The organism is Prosthecobacter sp. (genome assembly GCF_049294395.1).
Taxonomy (GTDB): Bacteria; Verrucomicrobiota; Verrucomicrobiia; order Verrucomicrobiales; family Verrucomicrobiaceae; genus Prosthecobacter.
The window spans coordinates 22660-42157 of sequence record NZ_JBAQCR010000362.1 but is presented as its reverse complement, the minus strand read 5'-3'; the positions used below and the strand labels follow the sequence as shown (position 1 = coordinate 42157).

Sequence of the window (19498 nt, the reverse complement as noted above, 5' to 3'; positions counted from 1 at the left end):
ACCTACGACGGCTCTCGCGTGGCACGCTGGGAGTCGCGGTTTGCGCCGGTGCCGCCCGGGGCGATGACGCCGGACCAGCTGCTCGCCGAGACGCGCATCAAGCTCGACATCATCCCCGCCGGCACGGTGGGCCGCCGCTACTACCGGCCGATGAATCCGCGCTACATCACCATTCATAGTACGCAGAACTACACCGGCAATGCCTACCAGCACGCGCTGGCGCTGAAGCGTGGCGCCCTGCGTGCGACGAAACGCAAAGGGGGCAACCGCATCGGCTTTCTTACCTGGCACTTCACCGTGCAGGATGACATCGCCATCCAGCACCTGCCCTGCCGTGAGCAGGGCGAGCACGCTGATTTCGATGGCGTTGGCAACAATTACAGCATCGGCATCGAAATGTGCGAGCACCATGGCAATGACCTTGGCCAAACCATTGACCGCACGGCGCGGCTGGCCGCGTATCTGATGCGTGCGTATAACATTCCTCTCGATCACGTGGTTCCGCACTATCACTGGCCACGTGTCGGTGTCAGTCCGCTGCACAAGGACTGCCCTCATTTCTTGCTGGAGAATGGCCGCCCGGGTCAGACCTGGCGGTGGTTTCAGGGGCGTGTGCAATTTCACTACAACCGCATGCTGCAAGGTCCGGCAACGCCGCTGGGTTGAAAAAACATGAATGCGGTTCTGCTCCAGTTTGTGTTCGCTCTCACGGCAGTTTCTGCCTGCTGCGGGCAGAGTGCGGTCGCGTGGCCGGAAAAGCCGGTGCCCAGCACGAGCAAGCAGGTCGCCATCCTGGAAAACAAGCGCCTCAATGAAAGCTCCGGTCTGGCGCTGAGTGTCCGTGATCCCTCGATTTTCTGGACCTCGAACGATTCCGGCGGCGAGCCATGTGTCTTTGCCATCGACCGCAGTGGTAAAACGCGCGCCAAGGTGCGTGTGCGAGATGCGGCGAACTTTGACTGGGAGGACATCGCTTCCGGCAAAGATGAGCAAGGAACTCCGACGCTCTTCATTGGCGACATTGGCGACAATCTTTACATCCGCGCCTCGATTCAGGTCTATCAGATCCACGAGCCTGAAATCAGTGCGGCGGGCCAGCCTGTGGCGGAAACTGAAACCGCCGCGCCGCAGATCTGGCGCGCCAACTATCCCGACGGGAAGTACAATGCCGAAAGCCTGCTCGTGCACCCGCAGACACGTCGCCTTTACGTCCTGACCAAGAGTGATGACGGCAAGTGCGCGCTCTATGCTTTTCCACAGACGTTGCAGCCCAAGGTGAGCATGGTGCTCGAAAAAGTGGCCGACCTGACTTTTCCGAAGTTAATTCGCGCCGGCAAGCGCCCCCATGACAACTGCATGACCACGGCAGCGTGCTTTTCGCCGGATGGATCACGGATGGTCGTCTCCACTTACAGCAGCCTGTATGAGTGGCTGCTGCCCAAGGAGAAATCCCTCGCGGAGGCCCTGAAAGAAGCGCCGGTGCGCATCGAACCCCAACTCCTGCGGCAGCTGGAAGGAGTCTGCTATGACAGCGACAGCCGCACGCTGTGGATTATCAGCGAACACCTGCCGACGCCTCTGATTCGGATCACACGCTGATCTGCTTATTTGACCCACTCGAAAAAGCCCATGGCTTCGAGTTCGCCGTGCAGCCGGTCCTTTTGTGCGGGAGTGAGCGTGGTGTTGGGAAGGCGCGCCGGACCGACATCGACCCCGAGCATCGCCATCACAGCTTTTGCCGCGCCCATGTAGCCATAGTTGACAAGGGTGCTGATGATCTGCACCCCGCGAAACTGCTCTCGCTGAGCAGCAGCAAAATCGTTCTGAGCAAACGCGGCCAGCAGTCGCAGGTAAATAGGAGCGGCGAAATTGAACCCGCTGCCGACAGCGCCCTTTGCACCCATCGCCAAAGCACCGAGCATGTGCTCATCGCAGCCAAAGGGCACGTCCCAGGCACCATTGTCGGCACGCAGCGCGTACTGGTAGGCCATGAGGTCGGGATTGGTGAATTTGACGCCGGCCAGATTCGGGATGCGCCTGCCTGCCTGCTGCAGGAAGTCGGGCACCGAGAGATTCACGCCCGTCATCGAAGGGATGTCGTAGTAGTAGAAAGGGGTGTCCGGCGCTGCTGCAGCGATCTGGGCCATCGTCTCCACCAGCACCTCGACATTCTTGGGTTTGAAATACATCGGTGCCAGCGCTGCGATGGCTGCTGCGCCCAATTCCTCGGCCTGCTCCGCCAGCGCTTTCGCATCGGCAACGCAGTTTGCTCCCACGTGCACCACCACGCGCATGGCGGTGCCCTTCGTGACCGCCATCCAGAATTTGGCCAGGAGATGGCGCTCTTCATAGGTAAGCGAGTGGCTTTCGCCGGTGCTGCCACCGATGAAAACGGTGTTCACTCCTTTCGACAGGAGGAACTCCAGTTGTTTTTCCACGACCTTGAGATTGAGGGAGCCATCGGAATGAAATGGAGTGTGGGTGGCCGTGACCAGGCTGTGCAGGCGTTGGGAGTCGGGCAGGTTCATCATAATGCTCCAAACCTGCGATACACGAAATCCTCTGCAACATGATTCATGGTGGTGAGTTTGTTTGTCCATGCGCGCTGCCTTTTTCATCCTTCTCCTGCTGTCCGCCATGCTCCGTGCCGATGACTGGCCGCAGTGGCTGGGGCCTCAAAGCGACAGCGTCTGGCGCGAGTCCGGCATCATCGACACCTTTCCAGCAGGTGGTCCCAAGGTGCTATGGCGCGCGAAGATCGGTGGTGGCTACACCGGTCCGGCCGTCGCGGAAGGCCGGGTTTATATCATGGACCGCCAGGTGGCTGAGAAGAGCAACGTGCCCGGCAATGCCTTTGCGCGGGGCATCATTCCCGGCACCGAGCGCGTGTTTTGTCTGGATGCGAAGTCGGGTGCGCTCGTTTGGGAGCATCGCTACGAATGCACTTACACGATGAGCTATTCCACCGGCCCTCGCTGCACTCCGGTGGTGAGCGGTGGCAAAGTGTGGACTCTCGGCGCGGAGGGAAACCTCCTGTGCCTTGATGCCGCAAACGGCAAGGTGCTATGGTCGCATGACTTCAAAGCCGAATATGGAGCGAAGACACCGATGTGGGGTTTTGCCGGACATCCGCTGCTCGATGGACAGCGCCTGATCTGCCTCTGCGGCGGACCCGGCAGCGTGGCGGTCGCTTTTGACAAGGACAGTGGCAAAGAAATCTGGCGTGCGCTGGATGCGCGCGAGCCCGGCTACTGCCCGCCGACGATGATTGAGGCCGGGGGCTCAAAGCAACTCATCCTCTGGCATCCGCAGGCAGTGAATTCGCTCGATCCTGCCACGGGAAAAGTGTTCTGGTCCTATCCATGGGAGGTGCGTTTTGGCCTCACCGTGGCCACGCCACGCCTTGCTGGAGATAGGCTCCTATTCAGCTCGTTCTACACCAGTGCAAAATGCTTCAAGCTGGATGCCACCAAGCCTGTGGCCACGCTGCAATGGGAGGGCAAAAGCTTCAGCGAAAAGAATACGGATACGCTGCACAGCCTCATCAGCACGCCCTTCATCGAGAACGGTCACATCTACGGCGTCTGCAGCTACGGTCAGCTCCGCTGCCTGAAGCTCGACACCGGTGAGCGCCTCTGGGAAACCTTTGCCGCCACCACCGGCGGCCCGCCCGTCCGCTGGGCGAACGCCTTCATCATCAAACATGAGAACCGCTTCTTCCTCGCCAACGAGCAGGGGGATCTCATCATCGCCAATCTCACACCCCAAGGTTATGAGGAGATCAGCCGGGCCAAGCTGCTGAAACCCACCACCACCGATCCACGCCGGGCCGTCGTGTGGTCACACCCTGCCTTCGCCAACCAGTGCGTCTTCATGCGGAATGACGAGGAGATTGTATGCGCTTCACTGGCGAAGTGATTCTCTGCTCCGAAGAATTCCCGGCTGGCAGCCGTATGGTTGCACATGCCTTCTGCCTCGCCCAAGTCTGTTTGTTCCGGTCCCTTGGACCGACGTGGCTTCATGCGCTTCGGACTCACGGGATTTGCGAGCCTGGGCTGGCCGGGATTGCTCAAGCTGCGCGCTGAGAATGCCGCGAAGCCTGCGCGTGAACGCACCGCTGTCATTTTGGTGTGGCTGCGCGGCGGGTGCTCGCACCTCGACACCTATGACCCCAAACCGGACATCGGCAGCGAGTATCGTGGTCCGTTTAAGACCATCAAAACGAAAGTGCCCGGAATGCAGCTCACCGAGTTGATTCCATTGCAGGCAAAGATCGCCGACAAATTCACCCTGCTGCGCTCCATGACGCACACCGGCGGCGGACATCCGGCGGGATCGCTGCAAATGCTCAGTGGCGATACGGATGCGCGTGACAAACCCAAGCCCTTGCTGCCGGACTGGATGACCGTGGCGAATTTCATGCGCTCGAAAAACAAGCGCGGCAGTCCGTTGCCGAACTACATCGGCGTGAACCCGATCATCAATTACGACAGCTTCACCATCGCCGGACCGGGGTTTGTGAACGCCGCCTATTCGCCGCTTGCGGTGCTGAATGATCCCAGCCGCCCGGATTTCGCCGTGCCAAACGTCGGCCTGTCCGACCCGTCCAAGCTGGCCCGTCTGAATGACCGCATGGCCTTGCTGCACAGTCTCGACAATCTGGAACGGAACGTCGATGCCGCTGGTGAAATGGGCGCGATGGATCAGTTCGAAGCGCAGGCGATGACGCTGCTCACCAATCCGCGGACGCGGCATGCGTTTGATCTCTCCAAAGAAGACAAGCGCACGCGCGGGCGCTACGGCATGCATCGCTGGGGGCAGCAGATGCTGCTGGCGCGACGTCTCGTTGAATCGGGTGTGGAGATCATCACGAGCTGCCTCGATGGCCCGCAATGCGGCCGTGTGGGCAACTGGGATGATCACGCCGTCAACCACCACGTCTTTGATGCGTTGCGCTTCCGTGCTGGAGCCTTCGATCAGGCCGTTTCAGCATTGATTGAGGATGTGTATGCGCGTGGCCTCGACAAACGCGTGCTCGTCGTGGTCAGTGGGGAGTTTGGGCGCACCCCAAGAATCAGTCACGTTGCCAGTTCCGGCGCAGGCGAGGCCAGTGCGCCGGCGGGTGTCGTGCAGCCGGGCCGCGACCACTGGCCGCGTGCCTTTACCAATCTCTGGGCTGGTGGCGGCCTGCAAACCGGCGGCATCATTGGTGCCAGCGACAAACGCGGCGAAGACGTGGCCGAGCACGCCTGCTCGCCGCACGATTTCCTCGCCACGATCTACCACCATCTGGGGATCGACTCTGCCAAAGAAACCATCAATGACTTCAGTGGTCGCCCCACACCCATCGTTCCGAACGGGACACCCATCCGCGAATTGATTCGAGTGTAGGTGAGAGGACGCAACGTTCGACCTGCCTCACATCCCCTTCGGCATCCATGGATCCAGCTTGCTCACTTCCGCCTTCGCGGCTGAGCTGACGGGAATGCCCCAGGCATCGAAGAAGGGGCCAAGGTTCTTGTTGGTGATCTTGGAGTATCGCACGAGGAACTGGTCGCGGCGTTCGTCATCGCCCTTCGGGGCGGGGCCGAATGAGGGGTCGTCAAAGCTGTAGAGATATTTGCGCCAGCTTTCCCAGCCGAACTCCTGCATGAGCTGGATATAGGTGGTCAGCGCGGTGAAGGGTTCGCTTTTCCACACCTGCCACTTGTTGGACGCTTTCTTGATCTTTTGGATGTTATCCTTGCGCGCTTCTTCGGTGATGGCGGTGTGGCCGATGAGCCAGTCCTTCTTCAAGACGGCGTCATAGCAGTACATGCCGATGACGTTGTTGGTGACCTCGCCGGTGCCGTCGAAGGTGAAATCGCCGCGCTGATGGTTGTGGCCGATCTCATGGTAGAAACCCCAGCCGGGGAACTTCAGTTTGCCAAAGGTCGTCATCTCTGGTACGGCGCTCGTCGGAATCATGATGGGATAACCGCTGTGCATGTAGCCGGCGCTGATCTGCACATCCGCCACGATACGCTCGGGGCGTTTGCGTTCGGCCGTTTGATTGGTGATGTCGTCCTGCGCTTCGACCACCTTCTTCCAGAACTCCATGAGCTGGGTGGGATTGTTGATGGCGCGCGCGACCTCGGTGGGGCAGCTCACGATCATCTTGTCGCAGGCGAGCTCGGCCCACGGGGCGGGGCGCTTTTTGATTTCGCTCCATTTGGCGTCATCATCCTGACCGAGCACGAACAGCGGTGCAGGCACGGCGTTTTGAATCGTGGCGGTGAAAGGCTCGTCGTCCTTGGCGCGGCCTGGAACTTCGATGTAGATGAGCCCGCCAAAGGAGCTGGCGGTTTTCGTGGTGGCGGTGGCTAATCCGACGCTGCGGGTGATGTCCGGTGCGCGTTCCCATTTGTCGAGATGGTAAAGCGTGTCGCTGTGGCAGCCGATGCGCACGGCGTAGCCTTTGTCGGCGAGTTTTTCCGGCAGTGTGACGGTGATGGTGTCGCCTGCGGCCGCATAGAGGCCGGTGCTGGTCCAGCCGGGAATGCTGGGAGTCACTTTGATCTCTCCCGAGACACGTGGTGCACCCTCAGGCACTTTGCCGGGGAAGGATTCATGCGCAGGATGGGCGGCCACGCCTTCACCGGCGGCAAGGCGCAGCACGCGTGTCTCCATGCCGAGGCGCAAACGCTGCGCGGCATTTTTCTCGGCGGTAAGCGGTACCTCTTTCGTCGGCACCACGGCATCGGCGCCAGAGTTGCCCAGTGCGGCGAGCACAGCGGTCTTCAGATTGCTGCGGTCCGGTGGTTGAGCCGCCATGGCGATCTGGATGGCGTTCGTGCCCTGCTTCATCTGCTCAGCCGTCAGCGCCGGGCCGCCGTCGCGTTGCTTTTTGATCGCGCTGATGGCTTCCGAGGCGTTCATCATTTGGGGCAGTTCCACGCGTGCTTCAAAGCTTTTCAACTGGTCAAACGCGCTCATGTCCGTGATCGCGATGCCTGCGGGCATCAGCGCCTGGTTGAGGCCGTGTGACACCGCCAGGTCTTTGCCGCCGCTGGTCTGGCTGAAAGCCCAGCCCGTCATGCCGCCGATGAAGCCGCCGCCGCCTTTGACATACTCGGCCACCGCCGCGCCTTCCTCGGCGCTGATGATGCCCTGCATGTTGACGATGACGACATCGAAGTCGCTCAGGCTTTTCTTGTCGATCTTGTCAAAGGTTTCCACTTTGAATTCGTGCTGTTTGTACAAATTGACCGCGTTCACGCCTTTAAGGCCCAGACGAGGCTTTTCTTTGTTGGCCGCCCAATTCACGCAGTTCTCCATGAGCTTCGCGTGATCTCCGCCTTCACCCCCGGCGAGGTAGCTGTTGTGACCAAAAAGAATGACGTGCCCCTTGGCATAACCTGCCGCCGCTGCGACGGCGATCTCGACCCCATCTTTGTCAGGCGCGGAGAGAATGGGGAATGCCATGTTTCCCCAGATGCCGATGGGGCCCGGCGCACCTGCCTTCGGCACCGATTTGACGCCGCCGAGGATTTTGGCGCGTTCGGCATTCACGAGCGCAGGCGGCATCTGCGCATGCAAGATCCCGACAAAGGCGAGGAGGACGAGTGTGGTGGCTGATTTCATGGTTGGGTTGGGAAATGAGGCTCTAGCGATAGATCACGACGAGGAACACCAGAGCGTCCCCTTTGCCGGTGTTGACGATGGCGTGCGGCACGTCGGCGCGGTAGGTGCCGGAGTCGCCTTTGCCGAGTTCTTCGCTGTTTTGGTCGGATTCGATGCGCACGCTGCCGTCCTCCACGGTCAGGAACTCGCGGGTGCCTTCAAAGTGAGCCTGGCTGCGAAGGGTGCCTCCGGGGCGCAGCGTCATTTCATAGAACTCCACATCCTTTTCGAGGTTGATGGGGGAAAGCGTGCGGATCTCACACTGCTTGTCGCTGCGATAGACCTGGGCGCGGTCGCTGGCCCGGATGACTTGGATTTTCGAAGCGCTGGCCTCGGCACTTTCGATCAGTTCCTGCAAGGTCAGTCCAAAGGCCCGGGCGATGCGGAAGGTGACGGTCAGGGTCGGATTGGCCTTTTCACGCTCGATTTCGCTGAGCATGGAGCGACTCACACCGCTCGCCGTGGCGAGTTCTTCGAGCGACCAGCCACGGTCTCCGCGCAGTTTTTTCACCCGCTTCCCCAAATTCTCATTGATGGCCTCAGGGCTGGATTCAATAGAGGGGGCTGCTTTGGGTTTGGGGGGCATGGGTGTCGGTATAACGGATGATTCTCTTGTAAATTAGAAATAATAGTCACATGCTCAAATCATGATGCGTTGATATGACTGTTGACCTACCCAGCTAGAACGCTAATTTCCACCATGCCTGCACGACCCAATGTCCGCTCTGAACTCGAAGCCGCCATGCGCCAGAGAATCCTGGTTATTGATGGTGCCATGGGCACGACCATTCGCGGATACGGACTGAAAGAGGCCGACGCACGCGGCACCCGCTTCCTTTCCAATGAGAAGGATCTGCTCAACAACGGCGACATTCTTTCCATCACCCGTCCGGACATCATCGAGGACATCCACCGTCGCTTTTTGGAAGCCGGGGCTGACATCATCGAGACGAACACCTTCAGCGGCACCAGCATCGCCCAGGCGGAGTTCTTCACGGAAGTGCCGGCAGGGCGGCGCAAAGATCCCGAGTTCTTCCAGACCGTGCTGGAGGACAAGTTCCTCAACGATCTCGCTTGGGAGATCAATTTCGAGTCCGCTAAGCAGTGTCGTAAATGGGCCGACCTCGTGGGCGAAAAGACCGGGCGGAAACGCTACGTGGCAGGAGCCATCGGGCCGCTCACCGTCTCGCTTTCGCAGTTCCCAGATCTCTCCGACCTCAGCTTCCGCTACGTTACCTTTGATCAGGTGAAGGAGGCGTACAAGCACCAGGTGCGCGCCCTCATCGCCGGCGGAGTGGACACCTTGATGGTCGAGACGATCTTTGACTCCCTCAATGCCAAGACCGCCCTCGTGGCGATCCGTGAAGTGTTTGCAGAAGATCAGGTCGAGTTGCCCGTGCAGATCAGCGCGGCTGTCGGACCTGGTGGTGAGACGATGATCTCCGGTCAGGTGACTGAGGCTTACCTCAATGCCATGCGGCATGTGAAGCCGCTGTCCATCGGTCTGAACTGCTCGCTTGGACCTGATAAGATGCGTCCCTTCCTGGAGGAACTCTCCACCAAGGCCGACTGCTTCGTCTCCGCCTATCCGAACGCCGGCATGCCCAACCCTCTGGCACCGACGGGTTTTGATCTGCTCCCGCCGGACATGGCCGCTTACGCCAAGGATTTTGGCAGCAGCGGTTTCGTGAACATCATGGGCGGCTGCTGTGGCAACACGCCCGAGCACATCGCCGCTATTGCCAAGGCGGTGGAAAACCTCGCACCGCGTCAGGTGCCTGCCGACACGCATTCGATGCGCCTCAGCGGCTCGCAGCCCTTTGTGCTGAAGGGGACAACGCCAGAGGAGCGCCCGCCTTATCTCATGATCGGCGAGCGCACGAACGTGGCCGGATCTCCGAAATTCGCCAAGCTCATCAAGGAGGGCAAGCTGGAGGAGGCCGTGGCCGTGGCCCGTCAGCAGGTGGAGAGCGGTGCCAATGTGATCGACGTCTGCATGGACGAAGGCCTCATCGACGGCGTGCCCACGATGACCAAGTTCCTCATCCTGCTGCAGACCGAGCCTGAGGTGAACAAGGTGCCCATCATGGTGGACTCCTCCAAATGGGAGATCATCGAGGCCGGCCTCAAATGCCTGCAAGGCAAGGGCATCGTGAATTCCATCTCGCTCAAGGAAGGCGAGGACAAGTTCAAGGAATGCGCCCGCAAGATCAAACAGTATGGCGCTGCCACCGTGGTCATGGCCTTCGATGAGCAGGGCCAGGCCGCCACGTATGAGGACAAGATCCGCATCTGCGAGCGCGCCTATCGCATCCTCGTGGACGAGATCGAATTCCCGCCAGAAGACATCATTTTCGATCCCAACATCCTCACCGTCGCCACCGGTCTGGAGGAGCACAACAACTACGCGCTCGACTTCATCAACGCCACGCGCTGGATCAAGGAGAACCTCCCTTATGCCAAGGTCAGTGGCGGCGTCAGCAACGTCAGCTTCAGCTTCCGTGGCAACAACAAGGTGCGTGAGGCCATGCACAGCGTGTTCCTCTACTATGCCATCAAGGCGGGCATGGACATGGGCATCGTAAATGCCGGCATGCTCGAAGTGTACGAGGAGATCCCGAAGGACATGCTCGAAAAGGTGGAGGACGTCATCCTCAACCGCCGCCCGGATGCCACGGAGATTCTCGTGGATTACGCCGAGCAGTTCAAAGGCCAGGCTGGCACCACCAAGAAGGTCGAGATCGACATGAGCTGGCGGCAGGGCCCAGTGAGCAAGCGTCTCGAACACGCCCTGCTGCGCGGCATCACGGACTTCATCAATGAAGACACCGCCGAAGCTCTGGCCCAGCTGGGCAAACCTCTCTCCGTGATTGAAGGTCCTCTCATGGACGGCATGAGCGTCGTGGGCGATCTCTTCGGTGCTGGCAAAATGTTCCTCCCGCAGGTCGTCAAAAGCGCCCGCGTGATGAAGCAGAGCGTGGCCTATCTGCAGCCCTTCATGGAAATCGAGAAGGCTCGCAGAGCACGTGAGCGCGCCTTGCTGCTCGAAGTCGCCGCGAAGACTGTCGCTGCGTTGAAAATCGGTGGCGCTGTCGCCGTGGTCGAATCTTTCAGCTACACTCCCAGCATCGGCTTGAGCCTCGAAGAGCGCCGTGCTGAAGTGAAGCTTGCCGCCGAACTCGGCGCTGTGTTTGAAGTGGAAGGCGAGGCCGCTCTTCAGCAGAAGCTTGAAAGCCTGCGCAAGGACGCCTCCAACTCCGACCGTGTCGTCGCCCCATTCCTCAACCATGCTCAGTCCACCTCTGGTGGTGCTGCCGGCTCGGCCGATGGTCTGACCGCCGAAGACTTGATTCCTGCCGAGGCTGCCAAGCAGGGCGGTGGCAAGATCGTTCTCGCCACGGTCAAAGGCGACGTGCATGACATCGGCAAAAACATCGTGGGCATCGTTCTGGCCTGCAATGGCTTCGAAGTCACTGACATGGGCGTCATGGTGCCCTGCGACAAGATTTTGGAAAAGGCCCTCGAAATCGGTGCCGATGTGATTGGCCTCAGCGGCCTGATCACGCCTTCACTGGATGAGATGGCGCATGTGGCCAGCGAGATGGAGCGGCGTGGCTTCAAGCAACCACTTCTCATCGGCGGTGCCACCACCAGCCCGGCGCACACCGCCATCAAGATCGCGCCAAAATACAGCGGCAGCATTGTGCATGTTTTGGACGCCTCCCGCAGCGTGCCCGTCACGACTTCTTTGCTCAGTAAAGATCAGCGTGAAGCCTTTGTGGCCAGCAACGAGGCCCGCCATGCCCGTCTGCGTGAGGAGTACGGCAAGAAGAAGGACCGCGTGCTTCTCAGCATCGCCGAGTCTCGCGAAAAAGGCGTCAAGTTTGACTGGGCCACGCAGGACATCGCCACGCCCACATTCCTCGGCACGAAGGTCTATGAAGGTCCTCAGCTTGTCGCCGCACTGCGCGAGTTCATCGACTGGTCGCCCTTCTTCCATTCGTGGGAACTGCGTGGCCGCTGGTTTGCTGCCGAGCAGCGTTTCTCCTCTGCTCAGGAAGATGCGGAGATGAAAGGCAAAGCTGAGGCGGAGGCACTCAAGCTTTACAAGGATGCTAATGATCTGCTCGACCGCGTCATTGCTGAAAGCCGGTTCAACCCGCGTGGCATCATGGGCTTCTTCCCTGCCAACGCCATTGGCGATGACATCGAAGTCTACACGGACGAGTCACGCGCCACGGTGAAAACCACCTTCCACACCCTGCGCCAGCAGGTCATCAAGAAGGACACGCCGAACTACGCGCTCAGCGATTATATTGCGCCGAAGGACAGCGGCCGAGCCGACTACATCGGCGGGTTCGCCGTCGGCATTCACGGTGCGGATGAGTTCGCCAAGGAATTCGAAGCCGCGCACGATCCCTACAGCGCCATCATTGCCAAGGCCGTGGCCGACCGTCTGGCCGAGGCCTTCGCCGAATACCTTCACCAGCAGGCCCGCTACGCCTGGGGCTATGAAAAACCCGGCGAGCTTTCCCGCGAGGAACTCATCAAGGAAAAGTATCGCGGCATCCGTCCAGCGCCCGGCTATCCCGCCCAGCCTGACCACACCGAGAAGCCCATCCTGTTTGATCTACTCGATGCCGCTGCCAAGACCGGCGTGGAGCTGACTGAAAGCATGGCTATGCATCCCGGCAGCGCTGTCAGCGGCCTTTACTTCGCACATCCAGAATCGCACTACTTCGGTATCAGCGTTCTGGGCAAAGACCAAGTGGAAGACTACGCGCAGCGCAAAGGCATGACGCTTGCCGAGGCAGAGCGCTGGCTTGGTCCTTGGCTCGGCTATTGAGGCTTCTCCAGATTCAACGAAACCAGCCACGGATGCGGTCGAACAGTCCGCGTCCCTGGCCGGGTTGATGCATCTGACGCGGTGGAGGAGCGGCGTAGCCCTGATGTTCTGCGCAGAAGTTTTTGGGCACCAGATCGTAGGGCAGGGCATCTTCGTACGCGGTGCCGGCCTGACTACAGCCATCGGTGGCCAGCTGGCTGCTCACGCGGCACAGAGTCACGCGTGAAAGCGGCAGTGTGACTTTGGGCACCTCCGTTTTGTAGCCGAGAGCCACGGCTTTTTTCATCACATCAGCCCAGATCGGCAGTGCGAGGGTTCCTCCGTAACCTCCCTCGACAATCGTCGCTGGCTTGTCGAGCCCCACCCAGATACCGCAGCTCACGCGATCTGTGAAACCCGCGAACCAGGCATCCTTGTAATCATTGGTGGTGCCGGTCTTGCCACCACCCGGTTCTTTGAAACCGTATTCATTGCGCAGGGAGGCCGCAGTGCCCCGATCCAGCACTTGAGCGAGGATGTTGCGCATCAGGAACGCCACGCTCGGGGTGATGACCTCGGATTCGAGCACGGGTGTCTGGTAGATGATGTTGCCCGCTTTATCGACAATGCGGTCAATGAGGAAAGGGCGGCGGCGCAGGCCTTGATTGGGGAAGATGCTGATCGCGCTGGTAAGCTGCCGCGGATTGCCGCCGATGTTGCCAATGAAAATCTGCGGTGTTCTTTCGGCAGGCTTGCTGAAGCCGGCGTTGGTGAGCAGATCGATCACGCGATCGATTCCGGCATAGTTGCCGAGGCGCAGGGTCATGGTGTTGCGGCTTTTCACAATGCCGTCCGTCAGCGTGGTGGGGCCGAGGAATTTGCCATCCGAGTTCTGCGGACTCCAGCCAGGATCAGCCCCGTCAATCTCACCGGGCTGGATCGGCGCATCATTGATCAGCGTGCCAGGCATGAAACCGGAGGCGATGCCTGCGGCATACACGAAGGGTTTCACTGTCGATCCGATCTGCCGCTCACCCTGAGTGGCGCGGTTGTATTTGCTGTGGCGGTAGTCACGCCCGCCCACGAGGGCGAGAATGCCGCCTGTGGCATTGTCCTGCATCATCAGTGCCGCCTGCAGATAGGGCGTGGAGGCAATTTCCTGAGAGCCGTCCCAGGTCTTGTCAAAATCCGCCTTCTTCGGGTGCGCATATCCATGCTGCTTTTCCACTGCGGTCAGACGCTTTTCCACAGCCGCCTCCGCAGCGTCCTGCAGGCTTTTGTTTAGAGTGGTGAAGACCTGCAGTCCGCCGTCCTCGATCTCCTGCTGCTCCAAAATCAAATCCAAGTCACGCCGCACGGTGTCCAGCGCGTAGCCGCCCTGGCTTTGAAACACAGGCTGCGCATGCAGGGCGATGTCAGCATACTTGGCTGCGATTTCCTCCTCCGGCGTGATCACCTTCGTTTCCAGCATGCGCTTGAGCACGGTGTCGCGTTCCTTCAGCGCTCCTTCATAGTTGCGGAAGGGCGAGAAGCGCACGGGGCTGCGGATGATGCCGGCGATCATCGCAGCCTCGCTCAGGCTGAGCTGGCTGGCATGCTTGCCAAAGTAAACCTGACTGGCACGCTGCACCCCATAAATGCCGGGGCCGTAGAAAATCCGGTTCACGTAATGCTCAATGATCTGGTCCTTGGTGCAGGCCTTCTCGATGCGACGTGCCAGCATCATCTCCACCAGCTTGCGGTGGATGCTGCGGTCATCGAGATCCGGGTAGCTGTTGCGCGCGAGCTGCATGGTCAGCGTGCTCGCGCCCTGCACCACGCGCATGTCCTTGAGGTTGCGCACCATGGCGCGCGCCACGCCTTTGTAATCGATGCCGCCGTGATCGTAGAAGCGTGAGTCTTCGCGTGCCAGCAGCGCTTTGACAAACCACGGCGACACCTCGCTCAGCGGCACAATGATGCGGTTCTCACCATGCATGCGGCCAAGGACTTCGCCTTTGTAGTCCATCACGATGGTCCGCTCCGGCATGTCCCCGAGCTTGGTCAGGTCGTAGGCCTTCGCCAGATGGCTGTAAACGCCGATGACCACCGCCGCCGTGAGCGTGCAAAGGAGCGAACCTCCCATGAGAAAAATCACGCCAAGCCGCTTGAACGACTGCCAGCGCGACAGGGTGGGTTTTGTCGGCTTGCGCTCTTCAGTGGGCTTCTTTTTCATGTGTGCAGGCATCGGGTCGCTGGTTTTGGACCAAAGATCAAGCCTCAGACGATGAACTCGGTGTGAACTTCAATTTCACATTTCATTTGGAAGCCGATCCAGTCGAAATGAAATCGGGCGGCACCCGGTAGGTGCGGGTACTCAACTCATCAGAAAGTGCCGCCGAGGTCAGGACAACGGCGTGGGCATCCACCCGGACTTTCAGACCCACAGCATGGGCGATCTGATCCAAGGCGCTGCGCAGCGAAATCTCCCGAACTTCCAGGCTGATCTTCTTTTTCTTTTGCTCCTCACTGGCCCCCAGAATGATCACATTGAGGTTCTCGTCGCCAAAGGCATGGAGGTTCTTCACGGCCCGCTTCACATAAGTCACCGCTTCCTCCAAGGTGGCATCCTTGAATTTGATCTCGCCAAGCATGGTCGGTTTGGCGCAATCCGTGATGAAGGCTTTCGTGGATTGCAGTCCCGCCAGGAGAATCAGCGCGCAAAGCCACCCTAAGGCGAAGCGAGATCGGGGCTGCATGAATGCTTTCATGGGAAATTCGACTGATCTTATGAAATGCCGCTACAGAAGGCAATCCTACTTTGGGCGTGACATTTCGCCTGCGGTTCACGTACCCTACGACCGCAACCACTCCTTCCGACCATGAAAGCACTCTGCCTCTCCCTCCTCATCGTCACCACATTAGGTGCGTCCGCTGCCCTGCTCGAATCACCGCAGCAGGGTGGATTGCAGATCCAGTCTCTCAGTTCCCTCAGCTTCGGGCCGGAAGGGTTGCTGCTGGTCGCGGAGCCGGCCACGGCCAGTGTCGTGGCCATCCAAACGGGTGATGCCGGCCCCAAAAGCGAACGTCTTGCCAAGCCGGTTTCCGACATCGGCGCGCAGATCGCCGCCGGACTCGGGGCGAAGAAGGAGGACATCACGGTCAAAGATCTCGCGGTGAATCCAGCCAGCGGACGCATCTATCTCGGCGTACAGCGCCGCCCTGACAATGCGGTGCTGATTGTCAGCGTTGGCGCAGACGGCAAGGTGGCTCCGCTGAATCTCGCGCCTCTGTCCTGGGTGCGTATCACACTGCCGGGCGGCACCGCCAGCAAGGTCACCAACATCACCGATGTGGCCTTCGACAAGGACCGCGTCTTTGCCACCGGCACCTGCAATGAAGAATTCGCCTCCCGCATTTTCACCATCCCCGTGCCGCTCAAAAACGGTGCCACGGCCAGTGTGTTCAGTGCGGAGACGTATCATGTGGCGCATCGCAAGTGGGAGACCAAGGCACCGATCCAGAGCTTCATCCCCTACCAATCAAAGGAAGGCACCTTTGTCGTTGGCGCTTTCGCCTGCACGCCGGTTGCCAAGTTCAAGGTGGACGACATCCAGAGCGGAGCGCAGGTCAAAGGCGTGAGCATGGTGGAACTCGGCAGCGGCAACCGCCCCCTTGATCTCTTCAGCTATTCCGACAAAAGCGGCAAGGAGTGGCTCGTGGTTCACACCCAGCGCTTCAAGCAGAACGCCTTTGGCCCCAGCAAGATGTGGGGTGCGCGCATCAGCATGGATTACCTCGATGCCAAGGCTCCAGAGAAGACCAATGAAAACGCCGCACGCCGCGATGAGAAGGAGCCCAAAGGCCCCGAGGGCATCGAAATCGTGGATGCGCTCTTCGGTGCCGTGCAGGTGGACAAACTGAGCGATACCGAAGCCATCGTGCTGCGCGACACCGAAGGCACGCTGAGCCTCGAAGTGGCAGCACTGCCGTGAAACGCTGGCTCAGCATTCTGAGTCTTGTCTGCTCTGCGGCATTTGCTGCTGAGGTCCGTGTGAACGAGTCAGGGCAGATCGAGGCCCATGGCCGTGATGTGCGCGTGTTTCGTGGCGATGCCTCCCAGCCTCTATTTGGGAGCGTGGTGAAGACGAGTGACAGCGTGTGCTTTGCCGCCGCACTGCCTCTGGCACCTGGAGAAACCTACCGCATCGAGATTCAAACAGCCGACGGTGCGTGGAGCACCCAGCGGCTGAAGTTCAAGCTTCCGGCGGCGGTTGCGCCGACGGTGAGCATCACGCCCTCTCCCACCATGCTGCCTGCCAATGCGCTCAAGCTCTACCTGCACTTCACTCAGCCGATGGAGCAGGGTGTGTTTCTGGATCGCATCACCTTGCAGCGTCAGGATGGCAAGGAGGTTCGCGGCGCTTTTCGTGAGACTGAACTGTGGTCGCCGGATGGGAAACGTCTCACCCTCTGGCTGCACCCGGGCCGGCAGAAGACCGGCGTGAATCTGAATCTTGATGAAGGGCCGGTTTTACAAGAGGGCAGGCAGCACACGCTCAGGATAGCTGCCAGCTGGCGCTCGACCACCGGTGTGGCCTTGGGAAAGGAGGCTGTGTTTGCACTTGCAGCTGGTGCCGTGGATCACACCTGCCCCAATCCGCTGCGCTGGCAGATCACTGCGCCGAAAGCGGGAACTCGCGATCCGCTGGTGGTCAGGTTCGATGAACCGCTGGATCCCTCAATGCTTGTCTCCGCATTGAAGGCGCAACGTGGTGAGGGTGAAGTCGCAGGTGTGGTGAGTGTGGCCGCAGATGCACGCACTTGGTCATTCACGCCAGTGGTGGGTTGGACGCCAGGGGCCTGCGTTTTGAAGATTGATCCCCTGCTCGAAGATCTGGCGGGTAACAACCTGCTCGGCCCCTTTGAGGTGGATCGTGATGCGCCGGCGAAAGCGGCCGCTACGACCACGCTGAGCTTCAAGGTGGGCGGATAGAAATGCGCCGTGCCTTCAGGAAATCGAGGAACAGGCTGCGGAGGTCATGCGGCTTGTATTAGCGCTGGAATTGGGGCTTGAACTGGAACTGGACGTGGCAGCCAGCAGGGTGGTCGTGGGAGGGTGAGGCGCGCACTCCTCACTGGGTGGGGGCATGATCTCCAGATTCGCATTGCGCTGCTGCCAGGCATTGCTGAGTTTGTGAACGAGAGTGTCGATCTGGTTGATGTCCTTGGCAGTGACCTGCAGCAGGGGAATGCCGAAGCTCGAAAAAATGTCGTCCACCAGATGGCGGTCACGTGGTTTTCGGCTGGCCTTGCCGGGGCTGTCGTCCTCAAATTCGATGGCCACCATGGGCAGCCAGTCTCCTTTGCGGTAGATAAGGAAGTCGATGTGGCGCTGGCAAATCTTAAGAAAGCCCGCAACGTTTTCAGCATGAAGGATTTCGAAGAGGCGCGGCTTGCATTGAATGTGGCAGCGTTGGGCGGTGATGTTCTCTAGGCAGGCATGAAAAAGAGCTTCGTCGGACGATAGCAGGGGGTAGGGGGTGGGGGATGTTTCAGGGGAAGAAAGGGGAGGATTAGCAGAAGCGGGCTGCATACCCCATCATTTATGGAAATTATAAACCCATCAACCCGGCATTGGTAAGAAGCATGTAAGATGGCTTGAATGAGATTTTAGCTTAATCTGAATAATGTTCTATTGAACAGTTTTTGATTTGGGCGAGAATCGGTCCGCCAATGCCTGCTAATCGTGCCATTCCTGATTCCCAACCGCTCGTAGACTGGCTGTTTCTCGACCTAAATAGTTACTTCGCCAGCGTGGAGCAGCAGTTGCACCCGGAACTCCGGGGGAAGCCGATCGCAGTGGTGCCGGTGGATTCAGATGCGACCTGTGCGATTGCAGCCAGCCATGAGGCCAAGAAATTCGGAATCAAGACCGGCACCAACATCGGTGAGGCGAGGCGGCGCTGCCCGGACCTCATCACTGTCATGGCCAGCCACGATGTGTATGTGGAATTTCATCACAAGATCATTGAGGAGGTGGAACGGCATTTCCCGGTGCACGTGATCTGTTCGATCGACGAGATGGCCTGCAAGCTGGATGCGCCGCGTCGCCGGATGGATGCAGCGCTGGATCTGGCCAGACGCATCAAGCAAGGGCTGAGGGAACGCGTTGGCGAGTGCATCACCTGCTCCATCGGTCTGGCCCCTAACCGCTTTCTGGCAAAGGTGGCCAGCGACATGCAAAAGCCGGATGGTCTGGTGGTGCTGCTGCAGGAAGAACTGCCGGGACGGCTGCTGGAACTGAAGTTGAGTGATCTCTGCGGGATCGGCCGCCGCATGGAGCCGCGCCTGCATGCCTGCGGCATTCGTACGATGGAGGATCTGTGGGCGGCAGGGCGCGAGACGCTGCACCGGGCCTGGGGTGGCGTGGGCGGAGACCGGTTCTGGCATGGCCTGCATGGCGGCACGACGGAGGATGACGTTCCTCCGGCGCATCGCACCATCGGACACAGTCATGTGCTGGCTCCCGAACTGCGCACACCACCGGCCGCAGGCATTGTGGCTCGCAGACTGTTACTGAAGGCCGCGAGCCGGCTGCGCCGCATGAAGTACCGCGCCAGACACCTGCACCTCAGCGTGCGCACGGAGGACGGACCGCGCTGTGAAGCGCAGGCAAAGTTTGAGGAGGGATCTGACAGCATCGTACTGGCACGCGTGCTGGCGGAGCTGTGGCAGCAGGTGATGAAGCAGGCGCGCTGGCAGCGGGTGAAAAAGATCTCGGTGACCCTGTTTGGCCTGATGGCCGAGGCATCCCCGCGGCAGCTCGAACTTTTCGACGACTCGGGTGCATCGGCACCCAAAGAACAGCGCGAGCAGCTCAGTCGTGTGCTGGATGAGATCAATCAGAAGTACGGCCGCGACTCCGTGGTGATCGGTTTCACTCCTGACACCGTGCGCACGTTTTCGGGCACCAAGATTGCCTTCACACGCATTCCAGACCGCGAAGAGTTCAAAGAGTAGATCCTGATG

14 protein-coding genes are annotated in these 19498 nt (G+C 59.9%); 8 read left to right on the top strand and 6 right to left on the bottom strand.

Annotated elements, in window-relative coordinates:
* Positions 1–666, top strand: a 666-nt coding sequence (locus tag WAW39_RS24440; RefSeq protein WP_422321777.1) for an N-acetylmuramoyl-L-alanine amidase family protein, incomplete at its 5' end; no start/stop codon positions are given.
* Between the two features lie 6 nt (positions 667–672).
* A complete protein-coding gene (locus WAW39_RS24435; protein WP_422321776.1) occupies positions 673–1599 on the top strand; it encodes a hypothetical protein in 927 nt (308 codons plus the stop codon).
* Between the two features lie 5 nt (positions 1600–1604).
* Here the strand turns inward: WAW39_RS24435 and WAW39_RS24430 are convergent, their stop codons facing one another.
* Positions 1605–2531 carry a dihydrodipicolinate synthase family protein gene (locus WAW39_RS24430; protein WP_422321775.1) on the bottom strand — a complete coding sequence of 309 codons (927 nt, stop codon included), beginning with the start codon at positions 2529–2531 and terminating at the stop codon, positions 1605–1607.
* Between the two features lie 67 nt (positions 2532–2598).
* On the opposite strand from WAW39_RS24430, the gene WAW39_RS24425 reads away from it, so the two are divergent.
* Positions 2599–3918 carry a PQQ-binding-like beta-propeller repeat protein gene (locus tag WAW39_RS24425; protein ID WP_422321774.1) on the top strand — a complete coding sequence of 440 codons (1320 nt, stop codon included), beginning with the start codon at positions 2599–2601 and terminating at the stop codon, positions 3916–3918.
* A 102-nt stretch (positions 3919–4020) separates the two neighbouring features.
* Positions 4021–5391 carry a DUF1501 domain-containing protein gene (locus tag WAW39_RS24420; RefSeq protein WP_422321773.1) on the top strand — a complete coding sequence of 457 codons (1371 nt, stop codon included), beginning with the start codon at positions 4021–4023 and terminating at the stop codon, positions 5389–5391.
* A gap of 27 nt (positions 5392–5418) precedes the next feature.
* Here the strand turns inward: WAW39_RS24420 and WAW39_RS24415 are convergent, their stop codons facing one another.
* Together WAW39_RS24415 and WAW39_RS24410 are read right to left on the bottom strand one after the other, a co-directional pair.
* On the bottom strand, positions 5419–7623 hold the full coding sequence (locus WAW39_RS24415; protein ID WP_422321772.1) for a M60 family metallopeptidase: 2205 nt from the start codon (positions 7621–7623) through the stop codon (positions 5419–5421).
* 22 nt (positions 7624–7645) lie between these two features.
* Entirely contained in the window at positions 7646–8248 is a 603-nt protein-coding gene (locus WAW39_RS24410; RefSeq protein WP_397382809.1) for a helix-turn-helix domain-containing protein, read from the bottom strand.
* Between the two features lie 114 nt (positions 8249–8362).
* On the opposite strand from WAW39_RS24410, the gene WAW39_RS24405 reads away from it, so the two are divergent.
* Positions 8363–12508 carry a vitamin B12 dependent-methionine synthase activation domain-containing protein gene (locus WAW39_RS24405; RefSeq protein WP_422321771.1) on the top strand — a complete coding sequence of 1382 codons (4146 nt, stop codon included), beginning with the start codon at positions 8363–8365 and terminating at the stop codon, positions 12506–12508.
* A 13-nt stretch (positions 12509–12521) separates the two neighbouring features.
* On the opposite strand, the gene WAW39_RS24400 is transcribed toward WAW39_RS24405, so the two are convergent.
* Positions 12522–14702: a transglycosylase domain-containing protein gene (locus WAW39_RS24400; RefSeq protein WP_422321770.1), complete on the bottom strand. Its 2181-nt coding sequence runs from the start codon at positions 14700–14702 to the stop codon at positions 12522–12524.
* Between the two features lie 82 nt (positions 14703–14784).
* Positions 14785–15225 (bottom strand): hypothetical protein, encoded by a 441-nt coding sequence (locus WAW39_RS24395; protein WP_422321769.1) that lies wholly within the window; start codon positions 15223–15225, stop codon positions 14785–14787.
* Between the two features lie 123 nt (positions 15226–15348).
* Between WAW39_RS24395 and WAW39_RS24390 the strand changes: the two genes are divergently transcribed.
* Both WAW39_RS24390 and WAW39_RS24385 read left to right on the top strand, forming a co-directional pair.
* Entirely contained in the window at positions 15349–16461 is a 1113-nt protein-coding gene (locus WAW39_RS24390) for a hypothetical protein (protein ID WP_422321768.1), read from the top strand.
* Entirely contained in the window at positions 16458–17462 is a 1005-nt protein-coding gene (locus WAW39_RS24385; RefSeq protein ID WP_422321767.1) for an Ig-like domain-containing protein, read from the top strand. The genes WAW39_RS24390 and WAW39_RS24385 overlap by 4 nt, the downstream gene beginning before the upstream one ends.
* A 15-nt stretch (positions 17463–17477) precedes the next feature.
* Here the strand turns inward: WAW39_RS24385 and WAW39_RS24380 are convergent, their stop codons facing one another.
* Complete coding sequence (locus WAW39_RS24380; protein WP_422321766.1) at positions 17478–18062, bottom strand: DUF2726 domain-containing protein; 585 nt, start codon at positions 18060–18062, stop codon at positions 17478–17480.
* Positions 18063–18202: 140 nt separating this feature from the next.
* Between WAW39_RS24380 and WAW39_RS24375 the strand changes: the two genes are divergently transcribed.
* The gene (locus tag WAW39_RS24375; RefSeq protein ID WP_422321765.1) at positions 18203–19489 is read left to right on the top strand and encodes a Y-family DNA polymerase; all 1287 of its coding nucleotides are present in this window, start codon (positions 18203–18205) and stop codon (positions 19487–19489) included.
* Positions 19490–19498 lie beyond the last annotated feature (9 nt).